The 18,437-nt window shown below is 52.6% G+C and carries 21 protein-coding genes; 13 read left to right on the forward strand and 8 right to left on the reverse strand.

What is annotated here, in order from left to right; all coding sequences use genetic code 11:
* Positions 1 to 36 precede the first annotated feature (36 nt).
* A complete protein-coding gene (mobB, locus tag HMPREF1556_RS00425) occupies positions 37 to 1,323 on the reverse strand; it encodes a conjugal transfer protein MobB (RefSeq protein ID WP_021666185.1) in 1,287 nt (428 codons plus the stop codon).
* Positions 1,320 to 1,700, reverse strand: a complete 381-nt coding sequence (locus tag HMPREF1556_RS00430; RefSeq protein ID WP_021666186.1) for a hypothetical protein — start codon at positions 1,698 to 1,700, stop codon at positions 1,320 to 1,322. The genes mobB and HMPREF1556_RS00430 overlap by 4 nt, the downstream gene beginning before the upstream one ends.
* Before the next feature lie 475 nt (positions 1,701 to 2,175).
* Between HMPREF1556_RS00430 and HMPREF1556_RS00435 the strand changes: the two genes are divergently transcribed.
* The 13 genes from HMPREF1556_RS00435 (at position 2,176) to HMPREF1556_RS00500 (ending at position 13,157) form a co-directional block, all read left to right on the forward strand.
* Positions 2,176 to 2,979 (forward strand): ParA family protein, encoded by an 804-nt coding sequence (locus tag HMPREF1556_RS00435; RefSeq protein ID WP_044125019.1) that lies wholly within the window; start codon positions 2,176 to 2,178, stop codon positions 2,977 to 2,979.
* Complete coding sequence (locus HMPREF1556_RS00440; protein WP_021666188.1) at positions 2,966 to 3,400, forward strand: DUF3408 domain-containing protein; 435 nt, start codon at positions 2,966 to 2,968, stop codon at positions 3,398 to 3,400. The genes HMPREF1556_RS00435 and HMPREF1556_RS00440 overlap by 14 nt, the downstream gene beginning before the upstream one ends.
* The gene (locus HMPREF1556_RS08785; RefSeq protein WP_021666189.1) at positions 3,397 to 4,107 is read left to right on the forward strand and encodes a hypothetical protein; all 711 of its coding nucleotides are present in this window, start codon (positions 3,397 to 3,399) and stop codon (positions 4,105 to 4,107) included. Before HMPREF1556_RS00440 ends, HMPREF1556_RS08785 begins: the two co-directional genes overlap by 4 nt.
* A 33-nt stretch (positions 4,108 to 4,140) precedes the next feature.
* Complete coding sequence (locus HMPREF1556_RS00450) at positions 4,141 to 4,443, forward strand: DUF4134 domain-containing protein (RefSeq protein WP_021666190.1); 303 nt, start codon at positions 4,141 to 4,143, stop codon at positions 4,441 to 4,443.
* Between the two features lie 3 nt (positions 4,444 to 4,446).
* A complete protein-coding gene (locus HMPREF1556_RS00455) occupies positions 4,447 to 4,776 on the forward strand; it encodes a DUF4133 domain-containing protein (RefSeq protein ID WP_021666191.1) in 330 nt (109 codons plus the stop codon).
* The gene (locus tag HMPREF1556_RS00460) at positions 4,773 to 7,280 is read left to right on the forward strand and encodes a TraG family conjugative transposon ATPase (protein ID WP_021666192.1); all 2,508 of its coding nucleotides are present in this window, start codon (positions 4,773 to 4,775) and stop codon (positions 7,278 to 7,280) included. Before HMPREF1556_RS00455 ends, HMPREF1556_RS00460 begins: the two co-directional genes overlap by 4 nt.
* A gap of 21 nt (positions 7,281 to 7,301) precedes the next feature.
* Positions 7,302 to 7,931, forward strand: coding sequence for a DUF4141 domain-containing protein (locus HMPREF1556_RS00465; RefSeq protein WP_021666193.1), 630 nt, complete (start codon positions 7,302 to 7,304; stop codon positions 7,929 to 7,931).
* Positions 7,932 to 7,941: 10 nt separating this feature from the next.
* Positions 7,942 to 8,979 carry a conjugative transposon protein TraJ gene (gene traJ, locus HMPREF1556_RS00470; protein ID WP_021666194.1) on the forward strand — a complete coding sequence of 346 codons (1,038 nt, stop codon included), beginning with the start codon at positions 7,942 to 7,944 and terminating at the stop codon, positions 8,977 to 8,979.
* A gap of 21 nt (positions 8,980 to 9,000) precedes the next feature.
* Entirely contained in the window at positions 9,001 to 9,624 is a 624-nt protein-coding gene (gene traK, locus HMPREF1556_RS00475) for a conjugative transposon protein TraK (protein ID WP_021666195.1), read from the forward strand.
* Between the two features lie 293 nt (positions 9,625 to 9,917).
* Entirely contained in the window at positions 9,918 to 11,153 is a 1,236-nt protein-coding gene (gene traM, locus HMPREF1556_RS00485; RefSeq protein ID WP_021666197.1) for a conjugative transposon protein TraM, read from the forward strand.
* Between the two features lie 20 nt (positions 11,154 to 11,173).
* A complete protein-coding gene (gene traN / locus HMPREF1556_RS00490; RefSeq protein ID WP_021666198.1) occupies positions 11,174 to 12,133 on the forward strand; it encodes a conjugative transposon protein TraN in 960 nt (319 codons plus the stop codon).
* 5 nt (positions 12,134 to 12,138) lie between these two features.
* Entirely contained in the window at positions 12,139 to 12,711 is a 573-nt protein-coding gene (locus tag HMPREF1556_RS00495; RefSeq protein WP_021666199.1) for a conjugal transfer protein TraO, read from the forward strand.
* A 14-nt stretch (positions 12,712 to 12,725) separates the two neighbouring features.
* On the forward strand, positions 12,726 to 13,157 hold the full coding sequence (locus HMPREF1556_RS00500) for a DUF3872 domain-containing protein (RefSeq protein ID WP_021666200.1): 432 nt from the start codon (positions 12,726 to 12,728) through the stop codon (positions 13,155 to 13,157).
* A gap of 298 nt (positions 13,158 to 13,455) precedes the next feature.
* Here HMPREF1556_RS00500 and HMPREF1556_RS00505 read toward each other — a convergent pair whose 3' ends face one another.
* The 6 genes from HMPREF1556_RS00505 to HMPREF1556_RS00530 all read right to left on the reverse strand — a co-directional run bounded on the left by HMPREF1556_RS00505 (position 13,456) and on the right by HMPREF1556_RS00530 (position 18,137).
* Complete coding sequence (locus HMPREF1556_RS00505) at positions 13,456 to 14,721, reverse strand: PcfJ domain-containing protein (protein WP_021666201.1); 1,266 nt, start codon at positions 14,719 to 14,721, stop codon at positions 13,456 to 13,458.
* Positions 14,722 to 14,723: 2 nt separating this feature from the next.
* Entirely contained in the window at positions 14,724 to 15,146 is a 423-nt protein-coding gene (locus HMPREF1556_RS00510) for a PcfK-like family protein (protein ID WP_021666202.1), read from the reverse strand.
* A 5-nt stretch (positions 15,147 to 15,151) separates the two neighbouring features.
* Positions 15,152 to 15,550 carry a hypothetical protein gene (locus tag HMPREF1556_RS00515; protein ID WP_083476354.1) on the reverse strand — a complete coding sequence of 133 codons (399 nt, stop codon included), beginning with the start codon at positions 15,548 to 15,550 and terminating at the stop codon, positions 15,152 to 15,154.
* Positions 15,551 to 15,928: 378 nt separating this feature from the next.
* A complete protein-coding gene (locus HMPREF1556_RS00520) occupies positions 15,929 to 16,264 on the reverse strand; it encodes a hypothetical protein (RefSeq protein WP_021666204.1) in 336 nt (111 codons plus the stop codon).
* Between the two features lie 149 nt (positions 16,265 to 16,413).
* Positions 16,414 to 16,878 carry a DUF1896 domain-containing protein gene (locus HMPREF1556_RS00525; RefSeq protein ID WP_021666205.1) on the reverse strand — a complete coding sequence of 155 codons (465 nt, stop codon included), beginning with the start codon at positions 16,876 to 16,878 and terminating at the stop codon, positions 16,414 to 16,416.
* Between the two features lie 32 nt (positions 16,879 to 16,910).
* Positions 16,911 to 18,137, reverse strand: a complete 1,227-nt coding sequence (locus HMPREF1556_RS00530; protein ID WP_021666206.1) for a site-specific integrase — start codon at positions 18,135 to 18,137, stop codon at positions 16,911 to 16,913.
* Positions 18,138 to 18,437: the final 300 nt, after the last annotated feature.

Genomic DNA, 18,437 nt, shown 5'->3' on the forward strand with positions numbered 1-18,437 from the left:
AATCTTGTTAAAGTTAGAATAGGGAGGTTGGTTTGTTCAGCCTTTTCTTCTCTTGAGCCTAAGCCGATGTCGTCTACGGAGCTTGCGCTGCCAGCTTGCTTCCTTCCAATCGTCGTTACCGGTTGTAAGGGGAAGATCTCCGATAAGTTCGTCTAATATCGACTCCATGGGGTTATCACTTCCTTCCGCGAGGAGGGGAATACTGTGGGCGAGGCCCTTCGGTGCCTCCCAGGGGGATGATAAGTTTCCATAGAGCTTTTCGTCTAGGAAGCGATTAGACTCAGGGGCTGAGAAGTAGGCTTCAAACTGCTTGGCGGCATAGCCCTTTCCCAGGCGCGAGCCATTGAGTGCTATACCAAGGTTGTCATCGATGAAGGTGATGCCATAGATACGCCCACTGTCGTTCTTGCGAATCATACAACGTAGCCCTTGCTCCTGTAAACGAGTTAAGAGATCCGCATCACTATGGGGAGGAGTCCGCATCACAGCCAATACTCTTTGTCGTATACCAGCGATGAAGGGTTTAATGCTTTGTTTGGACTGCTTCATCTTATGCTGAACGGCAGCGTAACCCACTCCCCGCCCAATCTTGGAGGCGTGTATGGGGATACCCACTTTGTTGCCCTTATCATCGGTCGATACATAGACCAAGCCATCGTATTGTTTGCCCAGGTAAGTGGTTTTGACCTCCTCGACAGCGAGGTTATACCTCCTCAAAACGGCATTAAACTCACCCAAGGAGCAGAAGTGGTAGTGCATTAATACCCCACGAAGAGTTTGGGCCATCTCGCTTCGGATATTATCTAGGGGCAAGTGCTCTTGGGAGGCGGGGGCATTTGTCCTCTGCTCCTTGCTAGGTGTACTGGGGATGAGTCCATACTTACGCTCCAAGAGATCGGTGATTCGTTTGCTGCGTCTGTTCTCAAACTTGTCGTTAATCTTCTCTCCAGCGCTATTGACACGGAGTGATACGATGTGTATATGCTCACGGGCGATGTCGTTATGCTTAAAGACAATGTAGGGCTGCTCGCCATAGCCGAGTGCCTGCATATACTCCTGGGCGATTTGTGTAAGCTGTTCATCGGATAGCTTTTCGTCTGGGTGCGGATTAAGCGAGCAATGAAAGACCACATTCTTCGTGCGACACTTCTTAGGAATAGCTGCCTGCATATCGCTAAGCACTTCTTCCATGGTATAGCCACCTTCAGGATTGGCATACAAGCCCTCAGCTAGGAGAACGCTCGCGTCCCCAGATACTACCTTTTTGAAGTTGTAGCCGAGGGCTCCAGCTAGATTTTCCGAGCTCGAGATCTTAGCAATCATCGCTTTCGGTAGTCTAGGGTTAGGCTGATAGCTTGCTGCTCTAGGGTGATTATTTGCTGGGAGTACTGCTCTAAGCGTTGAAGCATTACCTGTGCTGCCTTGACTGAGTGATAGCTGTTGATAGCCTTTACTGTTTGGTTGTAGAGGACGCCTATCTTGTGTATTTGAGCCGTCAGCTGGGAGAGTTTCCGGTAGTATTCGATGGCGGATTTATCTACGGTGATGACCTTAAAACTCTCGTCAAGGAGGCGAGCACGCACGAAGTCTGACTTCGTTTTGGCTCCTGATTTATGGAAGAGGGCGATCACTCTCTCCTGGTCTTTGGTGCTGGGCAGTCGGGTATCCCATCGGTCCCAGCGTTCTATCCTTTCAGACATAGCTCTTGGTGTAGTAATTACGACTTCGGAGTGATTCGCTCCCCTCTTGGGGCAAGGGTCTTTGTCGGCAGAACGATAGTTTGTCGGACAAAGACACACCTTGCCAGTAGAAAGAGTTGATTGCGATGAAGCATCCAGCCCTTTAGGGGGCTGTCTCCTTCGGTCGTGTTAGACGATGTTTCTATTCTGCTGCAAAGTTACTTCCTCATTGTAAGTGGCTTGCTATAAGCACACTGCCCACTTTCCCCTTGCCTTTCCCGTCTCTTCCTTGACTCCCAGAAAGGGGAAAATTAAGCTCTTACTTTGCAGTCAGAGCGAGCGATAGAGCACTCGAGATGTCGATTAATTAATTTCTCGAGACCTCGAGATCTCGAGATCTCGACATCTCGAGATGCAGTCCTTGCGATTGCTTAAGTGATCTCCCGCTTATTGTCTCGCTCATCATGGTAATTAATTCAGTTCTCAATTGCTTGCTATGCAAAGCTCTCGACCTCGACCTTTATATCTCGGTTTCTCCTCACAGAAGGGCGGTGTGGGTAAGAGTACCCTAGCCGAGATCCTCAGCAGTATGCTTTACTATGAGGAGGGTATCTCGCTCTTTGTCGTGGATTGTGATTTGACTCAGGACTCCTTCTTCAAGCTCCGTGAGCGAGAGAAGGGGACGATAGGAGAGGATCCAGCTCTGACGGCTTATATGCAGACTTACTTCCATCAGCTCGAGCGTCGCTCCTACCGCATCATCAAAGCTCGACCAGAAGAGGCAGTTGCTCGAGCAGAAGCGCTTGCGATGCAGTATCCCGAAGAAGGCTACCAGTTGGTCGTCTTTGACTTCCCTGGTCATGCGGGGACGAGGGAGCTTCTTGAGCTCTCGCTGGAGATGGATTATATCCTCTCGCCCTTGGAGCCTGACATCCAGTCGATGGTCGCCTGCCTGAGCTATGCTAAGAGCATCCAGGACTTGGGTGTCTCGATGCAGACGGCTCGGATCAAGGATATCTGGCTTCTGTGGAATAAGGTGGATCGTCGGGTGCGCAATACACTTATCACGCATTACACGCAGCATATCCAGGAGGAGGGGCTTACGCTTGTCCCCTTCCCGATTTATAGAACGCATCGCTTCTCGCATGAGCTGTCGATGTACGGGGCACGTGGGGTCTTTCGCTCGACTTACCTCCCGCCGAACAAAGCCCTCCGAGCAGGGACGAACATCGATGAACTAGCTGGATGGGTTCTCAGTGCCCTCCAGCTCCCCACACTGACGACCGATGGCCACGATTGAAGAGAAGCGCCGGCGCCTGGATGCTAAGCTCCAAGAGATGGCAGAGGATGGGGTGCTTCAAAGTCCTTCGTCTGCTACGGCGAACTTTGATCCCATCGATGAGGAGCGGAGTGTGCCGGAGAGGACGGTGCTATCGGCGCCCCCGGAGCAAGTAGCAGCTTTAAGACCTTTAGGGGAGGTCTTTACGATCGAGGAATACCGTGCGAGGTACTTTGTCCCCTTACGTATCCGCGAGAAGACCTCCTTTACGATGAATGCCGAGACGCTGGAGATCCTTCGCAGTGTCTTGCAAGACCTACATGAGCGCGTGTCTATGGTGAGCTATATCGACAATATCATCCGTGAGCACCTCAGAGCCCATCGCGAGCTCCTCAACCAAGCCAGCGCTAAGCAACGGCGTAAAACGACGATTCCCCTATGATGACGACGATACTACTCTGCGTGCTCCTCTTGCTGGGCATCGTGTGGCTTATCCTTGGTATTGCCTACAGCTACGAGCGCTGGAGAGACTTATCCCGCCCAAGGATAGGTCAGCGACAAGAGCCCCGGCAGCGTGAGGAAGAAGCACACGAGCTGGTTGCTAGGAGCAAGGGCTTGACTGCCCATGTTATCCCTCCCTTTCCCGGGTCTTCTGCGGCTGAAGAATCGAAGCTGAATGCGTCTACTTTTGCGGAGCAAAGCGCTGAGGAGGAAGGCAAAGAACCGGTAGCGATGTCGAACGTCGAAGCTGAGTGCCTAGAAGATGAAGAGCTGGATGTGGACTACACGATGGAGGCGATCGATGAGGAGGAAGTCCTTCGGGAGGAGCTGGAGTGGGAAGCTGATAGCAGCGCTGAGCTCACTTCTACGAGCGTCCTTTCCCGTGACCTTCTTCGCCTAAGTCAGTGGAGCCAGAAGGATGATCTTCTTGATGAAGAAGCACCCGATACAGTCTCCTTGTCGCTCCGAAGTCTTCGGGGTACGGACCTCCTAGCGCAGTACCAAGCGGAGCTCCTGAGACAGGAAGCTGTGCACAAGAAGCTCCTTCAGGCTATCCGCGAGGCGGAGTCTGAGACGGAAGAGGCAGCTCCTCTTCCTCCAAGTCAAGACGCCAGAGCCGGCATGCAAGGGCTCGACTATTACCTGTGATTCCGGTATAGTAATCATTTATGATCCTAGAATATGAACACTAAGAAACTTGCTTTCCTGCTACTAGCCCTCTTGCTTGTACCCGTCGTAGCGGATGCCCAAGGCAATGGTATGGCAGGGATTAACGAAGCCACGAAGATGGTGACGAGCTACTTTGATCCCGGCACGAAACTGATTTACGCCATCGGAGCTGTGGTAGGGCTCATCGGGGGCATCAAGGTCTACAACAAGTTCTCCTCGGGTGACCCGGATACGAGTAAGACGGCGGCCTCTTGGTTCGGTGCCTGTATCTTCCTCATCGTGGCGGCTACGATCCTGCGTTCCTTCTTCTTGTAAGTAATGGCTAGCTGGGAAATCAATAAAGGCGTAGGACGCACGGTGGAGTTTAAGGGGCTGAAAGCGCAGTACCTCTTCCTCTTCGCTGGAGGCTTGCTGGCGACCTTCATCGTGGTGGTCGTGCTCTACCTCCTTGGCGTCAGCCAGCTGCTCTGCCTCGGCATAGGCGTATTGGGTGCCTCGCTTCTGGTGTGGCAAACCTTCGCTATGAACCGCAAGTATGGCGAGCATGGACTGATGAAGCGGGGGGCACTACGCTCTCATCCCCGGTACTTGGCTCATCGCCGTAGCGTCCTACACTTATTCTACCGGCTCAAATCGTCCAGAAGATGAGACACAAGAGCAAGACCTGTAGCTTGGAGGCCAAGTTCCCTCTGCTTGCTGTTGAACAAGCTTGCTTGATCAGTAAGGATGCCGATATCACGGTCGCCTTTCGGGTGGAGCTACCCGAGCTCTTCACCGTGACCTCGGCGGAGTATGAAGCGATGCACTCGGCTTGGCATAAGGCCATCAAGGTGCTTCCTAACTTCAGTATCGTACATAAGCAAGACTGGTTCATCAGCGAAGAGTATCAGGGCAAGCTCTCTGAGGGAGAGCTTAGCTTTCTCGCACGCTCCTCGGAGCGCCACTTCAATGAGCGTCCTTATCTCAAGCACTCGGTCTATCTCTTCCTTACGAAGAGCAATAGGAAGCGTATGGCTCAGCAGAGCAACTTCTCAGTGCTCTGCCGAGGGCGTCTTGTTCCGAAGGAGATCGAAGATAAAGATGCCGTCATCAAGTTCATGGAGGCGGTGGACCAGTTTGAGCGCATCATCAATGACACGCTACTCCTTCGTCTGGAGCGGATGACGGAAGATGAGCTTGTGGGAACGGAAGACACTCCTGGGCTTTTGGATCGCTACTTCAGCCTCTCGGAAGAGGGGCATGCTTCGCTTGAAGATATTCAGCTCGGAGCGGACCTTGTCCGCGTCGGGGATCACCGGCTTTGCTTGCATACGCTTAGTGATACGGAGGATCTTCCGACACGGGTCAGTACCGATGGCCGCTATGAGCGGCTATCCACTGATCGCAGTGACTGTCGTCTGAGCTTTGCCTCGCCAGTGGGCTTACTCCTTTCCTGCAACCATATTTACAATCAGTACCTCTTCATCGAGGATAGTGATGCGACGCTCGAGCGCTTTGAGAAGCAGGCGAGAAACATGCACTCTTTGGCACGCTATAGCCGAAGCAACCAGATCAACGAGGAGTGGATACAGGAGTACCTCAATATGGCCCATTCTCAGGGCTTGACCTCCATTCGTGCCCACTTCAATGTGCTAGCCTGGAGCAGTGAGGCCGATCAGCTCCGACAGATCAAGAATGATGTCGGCTCAGCTTTGGCCCTGATGGAGTGTACGCCCCGGCATAATACCATCGATACGGCGACGCTCTATTGGGCAGGCATTCCCGGGAATGCTGCAGACTTCCCCTCAGAGGAGAGTTTCTATACCTTCATCGAGCCGGCGCTCTGCTTCTTCACGGCTGAGACGAACTACAAGGATTCGCTCTCTCCCTTTGGCATCAAGATGGCCGACCGCCTGTCGGGGAAGCCAATTCATCTAGATATCTCTGACCTGCCGATGAAGAAGGGCATCATCACCAACCGCAACAAATTCATCCTTGGCCCTTCGGGTAGTGGCAAGAGCTTTTTCACAAATCACATGGTGCGGCAGTACTACGAGCAGGGCGCCCACGTCTTGCTCGTCGATACGGGTAACTCATACCAAGGCTTATGCGAACTCATACACCGCAAGACCAAGGGGGATGATGGGGTGTACTTCACTTACTCGGATGAGCGCCCCATCTCTTTCAATCCATTCTATACCGATGACTATGTCTTCGATGTAGAGAAGCGCGAGAGCATCTGCACGCTCCTGCTTACCCTCTGGAAGTCTTCTGAGGAGCGGATTACTAAGACGGAGGCTGGTGAATTGGGTTCGGCGGTCAATGCCTATATCGAGCTGATTAGAGCCGACCACACAATTACTCCATGCTTCAATACCTTTTACGAGTATCTGCGTGATGTGTATCGGGAGGATATGCAGCAGCGGGAGATCCAGGTCACGCTCTCCGACTTCAATATCAATAACCTGCTTACAACGCTTAAGCAGTACTACCGAGGAGGGCGCTATGACTTCCTGCTGAACTCGGATAAGAACATCGATCTCCTGTCTAAGCGCTTCATCGTCTTTGAGATTGATCAGGTGAAGGACAACAAAGATCTCTTCCCTGTGGTGACCATCATCATTATGGAAGCCTTCATCAATAAGATGCGTCGCTTGAAGGGGATTCGCAAGATGATCCTCATCGAGGAGGCGTGGAAGGCGATTGCCTCGGCCAATATGGCGGACTATATCAAGTACCTCTATAAGACGGTCAGAAAGTTCTTTGGCGAGGCTATTGTCGTGACGCAGGAGGTGGATGACATCATTCAGTCGCCCATCGTCAAGGAGAGCATCATCAATAACTCGGACTGTAAGATCCTCTTGGATCAGCGCAAGTACATGACCAAGTTCGATGGCATACAGGCGATGCTTGGCTTATCGGATAAGGAGAAGAGCCAAATCCTCTCTATCAATCAGAGTAATGACCCTCGACGCCTCTACAAGGAGGTATGGATTGGTCTAGGCGGGATGCAGTCGGCAGTCTATGCTACGGAGGTTTCCCTTGAGGAGTACCTCACCTATACAACTGAGGAGACCGAGAAGCTGGAGGTACTCCAGCGGGCCGAGCTTCTTGGGGGTGATATGGAGGGAGCGATACGGCTCCTTGCTCAAGAAAAACGGCAGAAGAAATAAGCAGCTAAAACAACAGAGACAATGAAGAAGTACCTTCTGATGGCTCTCTTAGGAGGGAGCCTTTTCACGCAACGAGCCCATGCTCAGTGGGTGGTGAGTGATCCCATGAACTTTGCTGGCAATATTGCCAATACGGTCAAAGAGATTGCCACGGCGGGCAAGACCGTCAAGAACACGCTGGCGGGCTTCAAAGAGATTGAGAAGCTCTACAATGACACCAAGAAGTACTACGAAGCCTTGAAGAAGGTCAATAACCTGATTGGCGATGCCTACAAGGTCAAGGAGTGCGTCTTGATGGTGGGTGATATCTCTGAGATCTATGTTAAGTCCTACAAGCGTATGCTGCAGGATAAGAACTTCAGACCCTCTGAGCTGGCTGCCATCGCCTCTGGCTACACGAAGCTTCTGGAGCAAAGCGGGGAGAGTCTCAAGGAGCTCAAGTCTGTGGCAGGGAGCAATGTCTTCTCGATGAACGATAGCGAGCGTATGCAGATGATCGATCGCATCTATACGACGCTCCGAGAGTACCGCTCGCTCGTGTCGTACTACACGCAGAAGAACATCTCGGTCAGCTATGTGCGTGCACGAGCGAAGGGGGATCTCTCAGCTGTTCGTAGTCTGTATGGCAGTGATGTAAGTCGCTACTGGTAGGGAGGGGCTTATGGACTTTACAAGTTTGCACGAGCTGCTCCGCTCGACCTATCAGGAGATGCTACCCCTAGCTGGGGAGATGACGGGGATTGCCAAAGGCATTGCCGGACTGGGAGCTCTCTTCTATGTAGCTCTTCGGGTATGGTCTTCGCTAGCGCGAGCAGAGCCTGTGGATGTCTATCCGCTTCTTCGTCCCTTTGTTCTGGGCTTCTGTATCATGTTCTTCCCGATGGTGGTTCTTGGGACGATGAATACCGTTCTATCTCCCGTGGTGCAGGGGACGGAAGCCATGGTCAACAAGCAGGAAGGGCAGCTTGCCGAGCTTACGGCCAAGCGGGATAAACTCAAGGAAGAGGCCTATCTCCGTAATCCCGAGACTGCCTACCTGGTCTCCAATGAGAAGTTCGATCAGAAGATCGAGGAGATGGGAATTATCGGGCCCGAGGATGCCATCACTATCGCAGGGATGTATGCTGAGCGGGCTGCGTATCAGACGAAGCAGTGGTTTATGAACCTGATTCATGATCTGATGGAGCTACTCTTTCATGCCGCCGGCTTGATCATCGATACGCTACGCACCTTCATCTTGATCGTCCTCTCCATCCTGGGTCCTGTGGTCTTTGGTATTGCCGTGTGGGATGGCTTGTCGGGCTCTTTGACGGCGTGGTTCTCTCGCTACATCTCGGTTTACCTCTGGCTACCCGTCAGTTCTATCCTTACGGCTCTCCTTACTAAGATTCAGGTCTTGATGATTCAGAAGGACATCTCTGCCTTGAGCGATCCCAACTACCTGCCTGATTCAGGCTCGTGGTATTACATCGTCTTCTTCCTCATTGGCATGGTGGGCTACTTCTGTGTGCCTACTGTTGCTGGGTGGATTATTGAAGCTGGAGGCGGTATTGGTTCCTATGGGCGTAATGTCAATCAGGTGGCTCAGCGCGGGATGCAGGGGGCTTATGCTGGAGGTAAGGCTGCGGCTGCAGGAGCAGGTGCCAGTATAGGCAACCTTGGTGGACGTATCAAGGGTGCTCTCATTAAAGGAAAGTAACATAAGAGTGCAGTATACACTATGGAATTTCAGTCATTAAGGAATATCGAGACGGCATTCCGTCAGATCCGTCTCTACATCCTCCTCTTTGCCTTGCTCTGTACAGGAGTCTGTGGCTATGCCCTCTATAGCTCTTACCGCTTTGCCGAGAAGCAGCGGGAGAAGATCTATGTCTTAGATCAGGGCAAGTCCCTGATGCTGGCCCTTAGCCAAGATGCCTCGCGTAATCGCCCTGTGGAGGCTAGGGAGCATGTCCGTCGTTTTCATGAGCTCTTCTTCAGTATCGCCCCCGACAAGGATGCTATTGAGGAGAATATGTCCCGAGCCTTTGCCCTCTGTGATAAGTCAGCCTTCGATTACTACAAGGACCTAGCGGAGCAGGGTTACTACAATAGGGCGATCTCGGGCAATGTCAATCAGCGTATTGTGATTGACTCGATTCGCTGCAACTTCGAGAGCTATCCTTATGAGGTAACGACCTACGCCAGGCAGTTCATCTTAAGGCAGAGTAATGTCACCGAGCGAAGCCTGGTGACGAGCTGCACGCTACAGAATTCTGTCCGCTCGGATGACAACCCTCAGGGCTTCCTGATGGAGCACTTCCTTGTACGTGAGAACCAAGATCTACGGAGCTATAAACGCTAAGGCCATGTCTACTCGCTTTTCCCTCTATCGCTACTATCTCAGGCTGCACTACTGGCTTCGGGCTTACTGTGATCGGCTTAGTCCTAGGGCTCGTCGATATGTGGTCTACGGTATCAGTATGCTCTACCTAGCCTGCTCCCTTATGATGCTGGTCCAGGTCTTCTTCCCCAGGCAGGAAGCACGCCAGCTACCTATTCCCAGACGCCAGCATCTGGATGCACCTCTCCGCCCGTCTCAGCTGGATAGCCTCGGGCGTGAACTCTCGAGAATCACTCATCAAAAGATAGCACACTATGGATAAGAAACAGCAAGAACAGCTCCGTAAGGGGCTCGTCTTCGGAGGGCTGGGGCTGCTCTGCGCCCTCTCCCTTTGGTTCATCTTTGCCCCCTCAGATAAGGATAAAGCCGCAGAGCAAGAGGGTCTCAATAAGGATATCCCTGAGGCAACAGTGCGCCAGCTCACCGATAACAAGCTCAAGAGCTATGAGCTCAGCGACAAGTCGGCTTCGGAGAGCGAGACACAAGCGGAGATTGGGCGCCTCTCGGATTACTTTGCCGAAGAGCCCGCCTCCCTCGAGGCCCAAGGGCAGGGGCAGGCTTCCTCAACGAAGATCGAAGGCTCGCTCCAGCGCTATGAGGAGAATAAGCGTCTCTTGAGCTCCTTCTATGCCCCGGATCCAAATGCAGAAGAGCGTGATGCTTTGCGAGCCGAGAACGAAGGTCTCCGTGAAGCTCTGCGTAAGAAGGAGAGTGAAGAGGATGATGAGGAAAAGCAGCTTCGCCTGATGGAGCGAAGCTATCAGATGGCCTCCAAGTACCTACCCAAGGGTGGGGAGCTTCCCGCTAAAGCCTTTCTTCGAGCAGAAGAAAGGCCCATCGTAGAGCCAGACGCGGAGAGCACTCCCCAAGAGCCCAGGCTGGAGGTCCTTGCAGATCCCAAGCACCTGGTCTCTAGCCTAGCTCAGCCCATGGCCGATTCAACCTTCATGCAGGAGTACGGGAGTAAGGTGCGTCATCTAGGCTTTCACTCGGCGCTTGCTCAAGCCTCTTCTATCCAGCGTAACACCCTGCCCGTGGTGGTCGATCATACGACGATACTACGAGAGGGAGACTATGTGGCCTTACGCCTCTTAGAGTCGGCTCGTATTGGGGAGCTACGTATCCCACGGCAGAGCTTGCTAATCGCTCAAGCTAAGCTCGGGGGGAATCGCTTGCAGCTCCTTGTCAAGAGCATGGAGATCGGTGGGCGTATTATTCCCGTCAAGCTCTCGGCCTATGACCTTGATGGGCAGGAGGGGATCTATATCCCGGGGGCAGAGCAGGTCTCTGCCCTGAAGGAGGTAGGGGCTAACATAGGGGGCTCGGTAGGTACTTCCTTCACCTTTGCTAGCTCGGCCAAAGATCAGATCATCTCTGAAGCAGCTCGTGGCGTGATGCAGGGAGCGAGCCAGCTCCTTCAGAAGAAGCTCCGCACGCTTCAAGTGACCCTCAAAGGCGGCTATCGTCTCTTTTTAGTTTCCAGTAAGTAAACCGTAAAAGCACTATAACAATGAAGCAATGGATTCTTTCCGCCCTGCTTTTCGGGGCGAGTATGACTACCGCCCTTGCTCAGACTACGACCGATAGTCTGAGGACTCAGACGGGCTATCGTCCGCTTTCCACGGGTGATCTCTATCAAGGGATGAGCAAGACCATCCCCTCGGGGCGTGTGGTCTTACCCTATGGTCTTGAGGTCACCTTTGACAAGACCTCGCATCTGATCTTCCCCTCCGCTATCCGCTACGTAGATCTCGGGAGCAACAAACTCATCGCAGGGAAAGCGGAGGATGCGGAGAATGTCCTACGTGTCAAGGCCGTCGTGCGTGACTTTGAGACGGAGACGAATATGAGTGTCATCTGTGAGGATGGCTCCTTCTATGCCTTCAATGTGAAGTATGCCGAAGAGCCCGAGAAGCTCAGCGTCGAGATGGCGGACTTCTTGTCAAGCACGGAGGGTAGGCTACCGAGCAACCGTGCCGACATCTACTTTAAGGAGCTGGGGAGTGAGTCGCCTATCCTCGTGAAACTGATGATGAAGACCATCCATCAGAATGATGAGCGGACGGTCAAACACATCGGGGTACGCCAGTTTGGGATCCGCTTCCTCCTGCGTGGGCTCTATGCGCACAATGGCTTGCTCTACCTACATACCCGCATCGACAATGAGACGAACCTCCCTTACTCGGTAGACTTCATCAGCTTCAAGGTCGTCGATAAGAAGGTGGCTCGACGTACGGCCATCCAGGAGCAGGTCCTGCAACCGCTACGAGCCTACCACGAGGTGACTCGGGTGCGTGCAGAAGGGAGCGAGCGCACGGTCTTCGTGCTCGAGCAGTTTACCCTCTCGGAGGACAAACAGCTTGAGGTAAGGCTTTACGAACGAGGTGGCGGACGCACGCTGGCCTTTTACCTCGATGAGGAAGACCTTCTACTTGCCAGGAAGATTGACAATCTTAAGCTCAAGTGGTAAGCCCTATGAAGAAGTTGTGTTTACTCCTCGCTTGTGCCGTCTGTGGGTTCTTCTCTGTAGAGGCACAGCGACTCATCCCGAGGCAACAGGGGATTGAGCTCATCGCATCCGTGCCCCTTATCAAGGGGGCGAAGATCTTCAGCAAAGAGCAGTGGGGCCTTGGTGTATCGCTTACGAAGTACCTCAAGCGAGCTAACTATGCCTTTCTCTTGGCTGAATACGAAGAACAGCGACTAGCGTATCGTGACTATGACGTACCGATGCGTGATATGCTCCTACAGCTGGGCTATATGCAGCCGCTTCTCTCGGATAGGGGAAAGAACATCTTTACCTACCTTGGGGTCTCTGCCCTCGGTGGCTACGAAGAACTCAATGAAGAGAAGTCCTTGCTACCCGATGGGGCAACGCTTCTTGACCGCTCACGCCTCGTCTATGGCGGGGCGGTGCATAGCTCGGTAGAATGCTTCCTCTCGGATAGGCTGCTCCTTGTCCTCAAGGCTCAGGGGCGATTGCTCCTCGGGTCTGATCTACACCACTTTCGTCCCGCCCTTGCCTTGGGACTACGCTTTAACCTATAAAGCGAAGAGGAACAATGAAAAGGAAACTTGTGAATATGCTGTGGGCTATGGGGCTACTTACCGTGGCGAGCCTTTGTCTCCCCGCTTGTGACCGCGAGCTGGAGGTACAGCAGGCTTACGACTTCACGCTGGAGACGATGCCCGTCCAGAAGGACATCCGTAGGGGCGAAACGGCTGAGATACGATGCTCTCTCAAACGAGCTGGTCGCTTTGCTGGGGCTCGCTACACTCTTCGCTACTTCCAAAGCGAGGGTAAGGGGATGCTGAGGTTGGATAAAGGAGCAGCATTCAAGCCTAATGACCGCTATCCCCTAGCGCGAGAGGAGTTTCGCCTGTACTATACCTCGCAGTCAGCAGATCGGCAGACGATTGACGTGTACATAGAGGACAACTTCGGCAAGGTCCGACAGCTGACGTTTTCATTCAATCACAAGAAGGCTGACTAAGCTCCCATACTATAAGTCTCCCAAAATAGGCATCTGTCCCACTGGACAGATGCCTATTTTTTACAGCCAGTCTTCTCTCGGACCTAGCCTGAAGGGATGTAGGAGCATTCTGTAAAGGAGCTTGGTAGCTGTCACTACTCCTCTATAGTCTCCTAAGGGTACCCCTATAGGGTGTATTTCTCTTCCCTTGCGACTTTCTTTTGCTTCTTTTCTTTGGGTCGCCTGCTCCTCTCAAGGCAAAGAAAAGAAGCCTCGAAGTGGCTTATTACTCCGAGGCTGTCATTCTTGGGGCTAGTATTTAGGCTACACGACTTTGTATCTGCTTCATGTTCTGATGTACGAGCTCGATGATGCGCTCGTGGTACTCGGTGTTCTTGTTCTGCAAGCCACGGCACTGGATGACCTGCATCGTTTCAAGCGATACCTCAATGGTTTCTACCCGCTTGCCCTCAATGCGAGCCGATAGAATAAGGCTCTTCTCCTTGAGATGATACTCATTAGTGAATACGCAATGGTGTAGAGCTTGTCCTTCCTCTATATACTCCTGCACGCTCTCCAACACTCGGATTTGGATGGTGCCATCAGTAAAGGCAATCCCAAAGAACGGGGCTTTGAGTTTTTGGAATCGTGCCTCATCCTCCTGCGCCTTCTGTCGTTTGTGCTCCTCTTGTTCTCGCTCTTGCCGGGCTCGCAACTTTCGGAGGATCTCGTCGTGGGCTTGCCGTAAGTCTTCGGGGCAAACGTAGTGGGCGTTGTGCGTATCTCGACCAAGCCTTATAAGCACATCTATGTAGTCGCACCAGAGGGCAATATCTGTAATGTCATAGCTCCTTCGGAGAGTAATCTTGTAGGCTGGCCAATAGCTATCCCACTTCTGTGGATGGCTGAGCAAGTAACACAGATGCTCGGTACGTCCAGCTTTCATCAGGGTCTCGGCTCGGCTGTCCGTGAGGAGCGCTGGGATAAGGCTTGTGGGAGCGATGCCATAGCACTTACCTTCAAAGCCATTCCTCTTTAGGGTATCGCTTAGCTTAACCTTGGGGCATAGAGGGCAACGAGCGACGAAGCGGTAGGCTTCGTTGTCCCGACGAATAGCCATAGGCGAATAGTAGGCAAAGCTATCTATATAATGTCCCATCGTTCGCTGTACGGCGACAATAGACTGCCTGCCACGCTCATCCCACCAATACTGACCAATCTCCATGACGGAGGAGCTGGCTTGGTAGCCTTTCTCCATACCCGCAATAAGCAAGTACATACGCAAGACTTGATACCCTCCCGAAGTAGTCAGTACTGTGAAATACTGGCGTTGCTTTAACTTCCTCGCCCTTGTCGTTATGACCTCTAAGTCTGCCCCACACTGGGGGCAGGTGCAACGCTCGGTAGGCTCAATCATTTGCCACGAATGCCCACAATCCATACAAGTAGTGTTGCCCTTGGGTAGGCGATAGGCATAGTGCTCAATGCACTCACGGAATGCCCACTGCCTCTGTGTCTTCGTTATGGGGCGGAGGTACTTGCTCTGAGCTAGGACAGCTTGCTCAAACTTGTTTCTCGGTTTCATAGCTACATATCAAATAGGGAGGGTTGGGGTACTTGCTCGCTGTCGGTGCTTGCCTTGGCTTTCACTCGCTTCGGCTCTTGCAACCTGCGTAGCTCCTGGGCTTGATACTGCTGTATCGCCTGCTTGCGTGCTTCGGCTTTCTCTTCCTCGGTAAGGACTAGGGTATGATTGACCACCACATGGCAGGCGACAGGGCTACCCACTTCTAGATCGTCCTCATCATAGTAGTGTATTGCCATAGAGTAGATTTCATCGTCCTCAAAGCCGTTGCAAGCACTCTGTTGTACCTGCCTTAGGATGTAGGTGATGCAGTCCTCAATGTTCTTATGTGGCTTCATAAGTTTGGGCGCAAACAGAGGGTCTGTAGCTGCTCGTAGGTTGAGGTACTCAGATATGGTACGGGTGAAGTGTTCTGTTCCGCTCATTGTCCTTAGTATTTAGGGATTTCTACAATCTGGTTGATACGTCCATAAAGGTGCTTACGTAGGCTGGTGCGGTCAGGGGCATAGTATTCTGCCCATTGTCCGTATTGCTTGACCAAGTACTTTTTCAGCACATCGAAGAAGTCAAAGCGGTAGCCCATCACGGGGACGGCGGTGCGGAAGTAGGTGTTGCTGTTCACGGCTTCGCATAGCCAATCCTTTTCCTCACGGCTCATCGCTTCGCCACGATTGAGCTTCACACGCAGGAGGTAGGCTTCACAGGCACAGAGGGTTTCCAAGGGTTGCACCTCCCACTTCACGAACTTAGTCGCAACGGCACACGCACACTCCTCAAGCCCCGAACTTATGCGGTAATGGGAGGAGGAGCTATCTCCTTTTCTTTTCATCGAAGGTGTGGTATTTACATTCTGCTTATCCATAGTGACATTTTTTTTATGCGTCCAACGATCGGAGTATGCTGATTCCTTTTTCGAGCAAGACAGAGGTAGCGGGGCGATGGCGGACACAAGGTTTGGAAGGAAAATACGACCTGGAGCCCTCGGGGCGGAAGTGTGGAGATTTTCCTGCCAACCGCAGGCACCGACCTTGGGGTAGCCCTAGCCCCGTCCTACCTTTGCGAGGGAAAAGAAACAGCATCCGTCGCTTACGCATCAAGTGGAGCGGCTGGATGAGAAGCAGAAGTGCAAAGCCTATAAGTCGAAAGTAAAAGGGTGGCTAGCTCCTGAGAGCCAGCCACCCATCTAGAGTATGAGGAAGTATCCTTGCTAAAGGATGCAGATCAGAATCGCCAGGAAGATGGCTAGCCAGAAGAGGAAGCCGAGGATGGTGAAGGTGACCTGTAGGACGGTTCGTACGACGAAGCGTAGCAGGAGGAAGCCCGCTATGACCCCTACAATCGTCACGAGCTGTGGTGTGACGAGCCTCGAGACGAGGTAGACAGCAGCTACCACGAGTGCTAGGAGAAGCGCTAGCTCGATGATACGTCGCCAGTCGATGGAGCGAGAGGGAGGAGCTTGCTCCTTCGTCTGCTTCTCGGGAGTGACCTTACCCCTGATGAAGACGGGGCTGTGCGGATCGTGATTCATTGCTTGAGTATTCATATCTGGGGACATGCTAGAGATTCAAGAGCAGGGGCAAGATGCTCCGAGATACAAAGGGCAAGGGCGCTGGTCCCTTGACGTGTGAAGCGGAGCGTATATCTTGGCTCTTGATACTCGCATGTCCCCTGGATGATACCTTGTCCTTGAGCTTACGCTTCAGCCTTGTCGAGAGTGGGGAGGTGATTCTCCTCGATGAGTAGGACGATGGTACCCGTCAGCTCGGTGTAGAGTAGCTCGTACTCAGGACTGCCGTCAAAGTCATCGTGGAGCTCGTACCCTGAGAAGACCGCTTGGATGGACTTGTTGCCCAGGAGGATGGGGGCGAGCCTATGGGGAAGGGGCTCGGGAAGCTCTTCGGAGAACTCCTGTTCGAGGATGGAGACGAGGGTGTCATACTTGGAGAAGTGGAGTCCCTGGTAGAGGACCTCGCTAGCCATTGCCTCCGCTTCGAGGTGCGAGAAGCCCTGGGCTACGCTATCGCAGTAGGAGGAAAGGGCTAGGTCTGTACGAGCTCCGATGAAGGCGCTGTTGGCCATTAGCTCGGGATGATGGTCTCTGAGGTAGCCTTCCAGCTTGAGTCGGAAGTAGGAAAGCTCTTTCTTGGGCTGATTCATAATAGGGCTTGTATTAAGGGGAGAGCATAGGCTTAGAGACCCATGGCTTGGTTGAACTTATCGAGCTTACCCGCTAGCTGCTCCATATCGTGCTCGATCTTCTTGCTGGTGATGCGGGCATAGATCTGTGTGGTCTTGATGTTGGTATGCCCTAGCATCTTGGAGACGCTCTCCATCGGTACGCCTTTGCTGAGCGACATCGTCGCAAAGGTATGGCGAGCCAGATGGAAGGTGAGTCGCTTCTGTAAGCCACATAGGTCGGCGATCTCCTTGAGGTAGGCATTCATCTTCTGGTTGGAGAGGATAGGAAAGAGCTTCCCGTCCTTGGAAGTCGTACTCGAGCTATACTTCTCGATGATGGCCTTGGGGATGTCTAGAAGGAGGATGTTACTCTCCACGCTTGTCTTCTTTCTTCGTGTCATGATCCATGCCTTTCCATCCAGGGTGACCAGATGCTCTCGCCGAAGATTGGCCACATCGATGTAGGCAAGTCCTGTGAAGCAGGAGAAGAGGAAGAGGTCACGGACGAGCGCGAGGCGAGGAATCATCAGCTCCTTATTGGCTATCCTCAGGATCTCCTCGTCGGTGAGGAAGCCTCTGTCCACTGGTGCGAGGTGGAAGTGGTGATCTCGAAAAGGATCTTGGAGGAGATAGCCCCGCTTGAGAGCATAGATAGTGACGGTCTTCAAGGTCTTCATCTTCTTGACTGCGGTGTTGTAGGCACACAGAGCCACTGTCGTGAGGTATAGCTCGAAGTCCTGGATGATGGCAGGCGTGAATTCCATCAGTCCGATGTCCTTACGCTTATACCGGTGCACTAGGAACTCGAAGAAGTGCCGACGCAGGACGCTGTACTTCTGCAAGCTCTCCTTGCTGATGGTGTGCCCCACGCGCTGACGGATGTCATCGATGAACTTGTCAAAGACAGGGAGAAAGGTGCTGAACTCCTGGATTTGCCCGAGGTAGGCGGAGCGGAGCTTGTTGAGCGAGATCGTTTGGTCATCTTGGTACTTGTGGTAGAGGGAGTGGAGGCTGGGGGAGATGGCATCTAGGCTAGCATTGACAGCGAGGGCTTCTGAAGAGCGTCCCTTCTGTCGGCTGGTTCTGCTATTCCACTGTGCCTTGTCTACGAAGATCTTCGTGGAGCCAAGATTGCTCATAGCTCCTCCGAGGAAGATCCGTAGCATGACGGGCGACTTGCCTTCTTTATTCTCGTAGTTGGAGCGTAGGTAGAAGGACACCTTGAACGATTGTCTCATAATGCATCATTCCTTAGTGTAGCAGGTGCTACAAAGTTACTTACTTACACATTGAATGAGAGCATGTTGCTGCCTTCAATTAGCCCTTCATTTAGCCGTCACTGCTACACTAATTGCTACGCCTTGATTTGTGTAGCAGTTTCTGTAGCAGAATTTGACCGATTGATGACTATTAGACCCTAGGGGTAAGCCGTCAGGTCTATGGCCTGCATACAAAGAAAAATCGTTGTAAGACCATGTCCTACAACGATTTACTCTTGTTTTAGAGGCTTCTGTGACGACCATTTTGCAGTCACTTTG

The organism is Porphyromonas sp. oral taxon 278 str. W7784, assembly GCF_000467855.2.
GTDB lineage: Bacteria > Bacteroidota > Bacteroidia > Bacteroidales > Porphyromonadaceae > Porphyromonas.

Excerpts from the sequence above, each read along its gene's own strand:
- mobB (WP_021666185.1), bottom strand. The coding sequence starts at position 1,323 with ATGATTGCTAAGATCTCGAGCTCGGAAAATCTAGCTGGAGCCCTCGGC.
- HMPREF1556_RS00430 (WP_021666186.1), bottom strand. The coding sequence starts at position 1,700 with ATGTCTGAAAGGATAGAACGCTGGGACCGATGGGATACCCGACTGCCC.
- HMPREF1556_RS00435 (WP_044125019.1), top strand. The coding sequence starts at position 2,176 with ATGCAAAGCTCTCGACCTCGACCTTTATATCTCGGTTTCTCCTCACAG.
- HMPREF1556_RS00440 (WP_021666188.1), top strand. The coding sequence starts at position 2,966 with ATGGCCACGATTGAAGAGAAGCGCCGGCGCCTGGATGCTAAGCTCCAA.
- HMPREF1556_RS08785 (WP_021666189.1), top strand. The coding sequence starts at position 3,397 with ATGATGACGACGATACTACTCTGCGTGCTCCTCTTGCTGGGCATCGTG.
- HMPREF1556_RS00450 (WP_021666190.1), top strand. The coding sequence starts at position 4,141 with ATGAACACTAAGAAACTTGCTTTCCTGCTACTAGCCCTCTTGCTTGTA.
- HMPREF1556_RS00455 (WP_021666191.1), top strand. The coding sequence starts at position 4,447 with ATGGCTAGCTGGGAAATCAATAAAGGCGTAGGACGCACGGTGGAGTTT.
- HMPREF1556_RS00460 (WP_021666192.1), top strand. The coding sequence starts at position 4,773 with ATGAGACACAAGAGCAAGACCTGTAGCTTGGAGGCCAAGTTCCCTCTG.
- HMPREF1556_RS00465 (WP_021666193.1), top strand. The coding sequence starts at position 7,302 with ATGAAGAAGTACCTTCTGATGGCTCTCTTAGGAGGGAGCCTTTTCACG.
- traJ (WP_021666194.1), top strand. The coding sequence starts at position 7,942 with ATGGACTTTACAAGTTTGCACGAGCTGCTCCGCTCGACCTATCAGGAG.
- traK (WP_021666195.1), top strand. The coding sequence starts at position 9,001 with ATGGAATTTCAGTCATTAAGGAATATCGAGACGGCATTCCGTCAGATC.
- traM (WP_021666197.1), top strand. The coding sequence starts at position 9,918 with ATGGATAAGAAACAGCAAGAACAGCTCCGTAAGGGGCTCGTCTTCGGA.
- traN (WP_021666198.1), top strand. The coding sequence starts at position 11,174 with ATGAAGCAATGGATTCTTTCCGCCCTGCTTTTCGGGGCGAGTATGACT.
- HMPREF1556_RS00495 (WP_021666199.1), top strand. The coding sequence starts at position 12,139 with ATGAAGAAGTTGTGTTTACTCCTCGCTTGTGCCGTCTGTGGGTTCTTC.
- HMPREF1556_RS00500 (WP_021666200.1), top strand. The coding sequence starts at position 12,726 with ATGAAAAGGAAACTTGTGAATATGCTGTGGGCTATGGGGCTACTTACC.
- HMPREF1556_RS00505 (WP_021666201.1), bottom strand. The coding sequence starts at position 14,721 with ATGAAACCGAGAAACAAGTTTGAGCAAGCTGTCCTAGCTCAGAGCAAG.
- HMPREF1556_RS00510 (WP_021666202.1), bottom strand. The coding sequence starts at position 15,146 with ATGAGCGGAACAGAACACTTCACCCGTACCATATCTGAGTACCTCAAC.
- HMPREF1556_RS00515 (WP_083476354.1), bottom strand. The coding sequence starts at position 15,550 with ATGAAAAGAAAAGGAGATAGCTCCTCCTCCCATTACCGCATAAGTTCG.
- HMPREF1556_RS00520 (WP_021666204.1), bottom strand. The coding sequence starts at position 16,264 with ATGAATACTCAAGCAATGAATCACGATCCGCACAGCCCCGTCTTCATC.
- HMPREF1556_RS00525 (WP_021666205.1), bottom strand. The coding sequence starts at position 16,878 with ATGAATCAGCCCAAGAAAGAGCTTTCCTACTTCCGACTCAAGCTGGAA.
- HMPREF1556_RS00530 (WP_021666206.1), bottom strand. The coding sequence starts at position 18,137 with ATGAGACAATCGTTCAAGGTGTCCTTCTACCTACGCTCCAACTACGAG.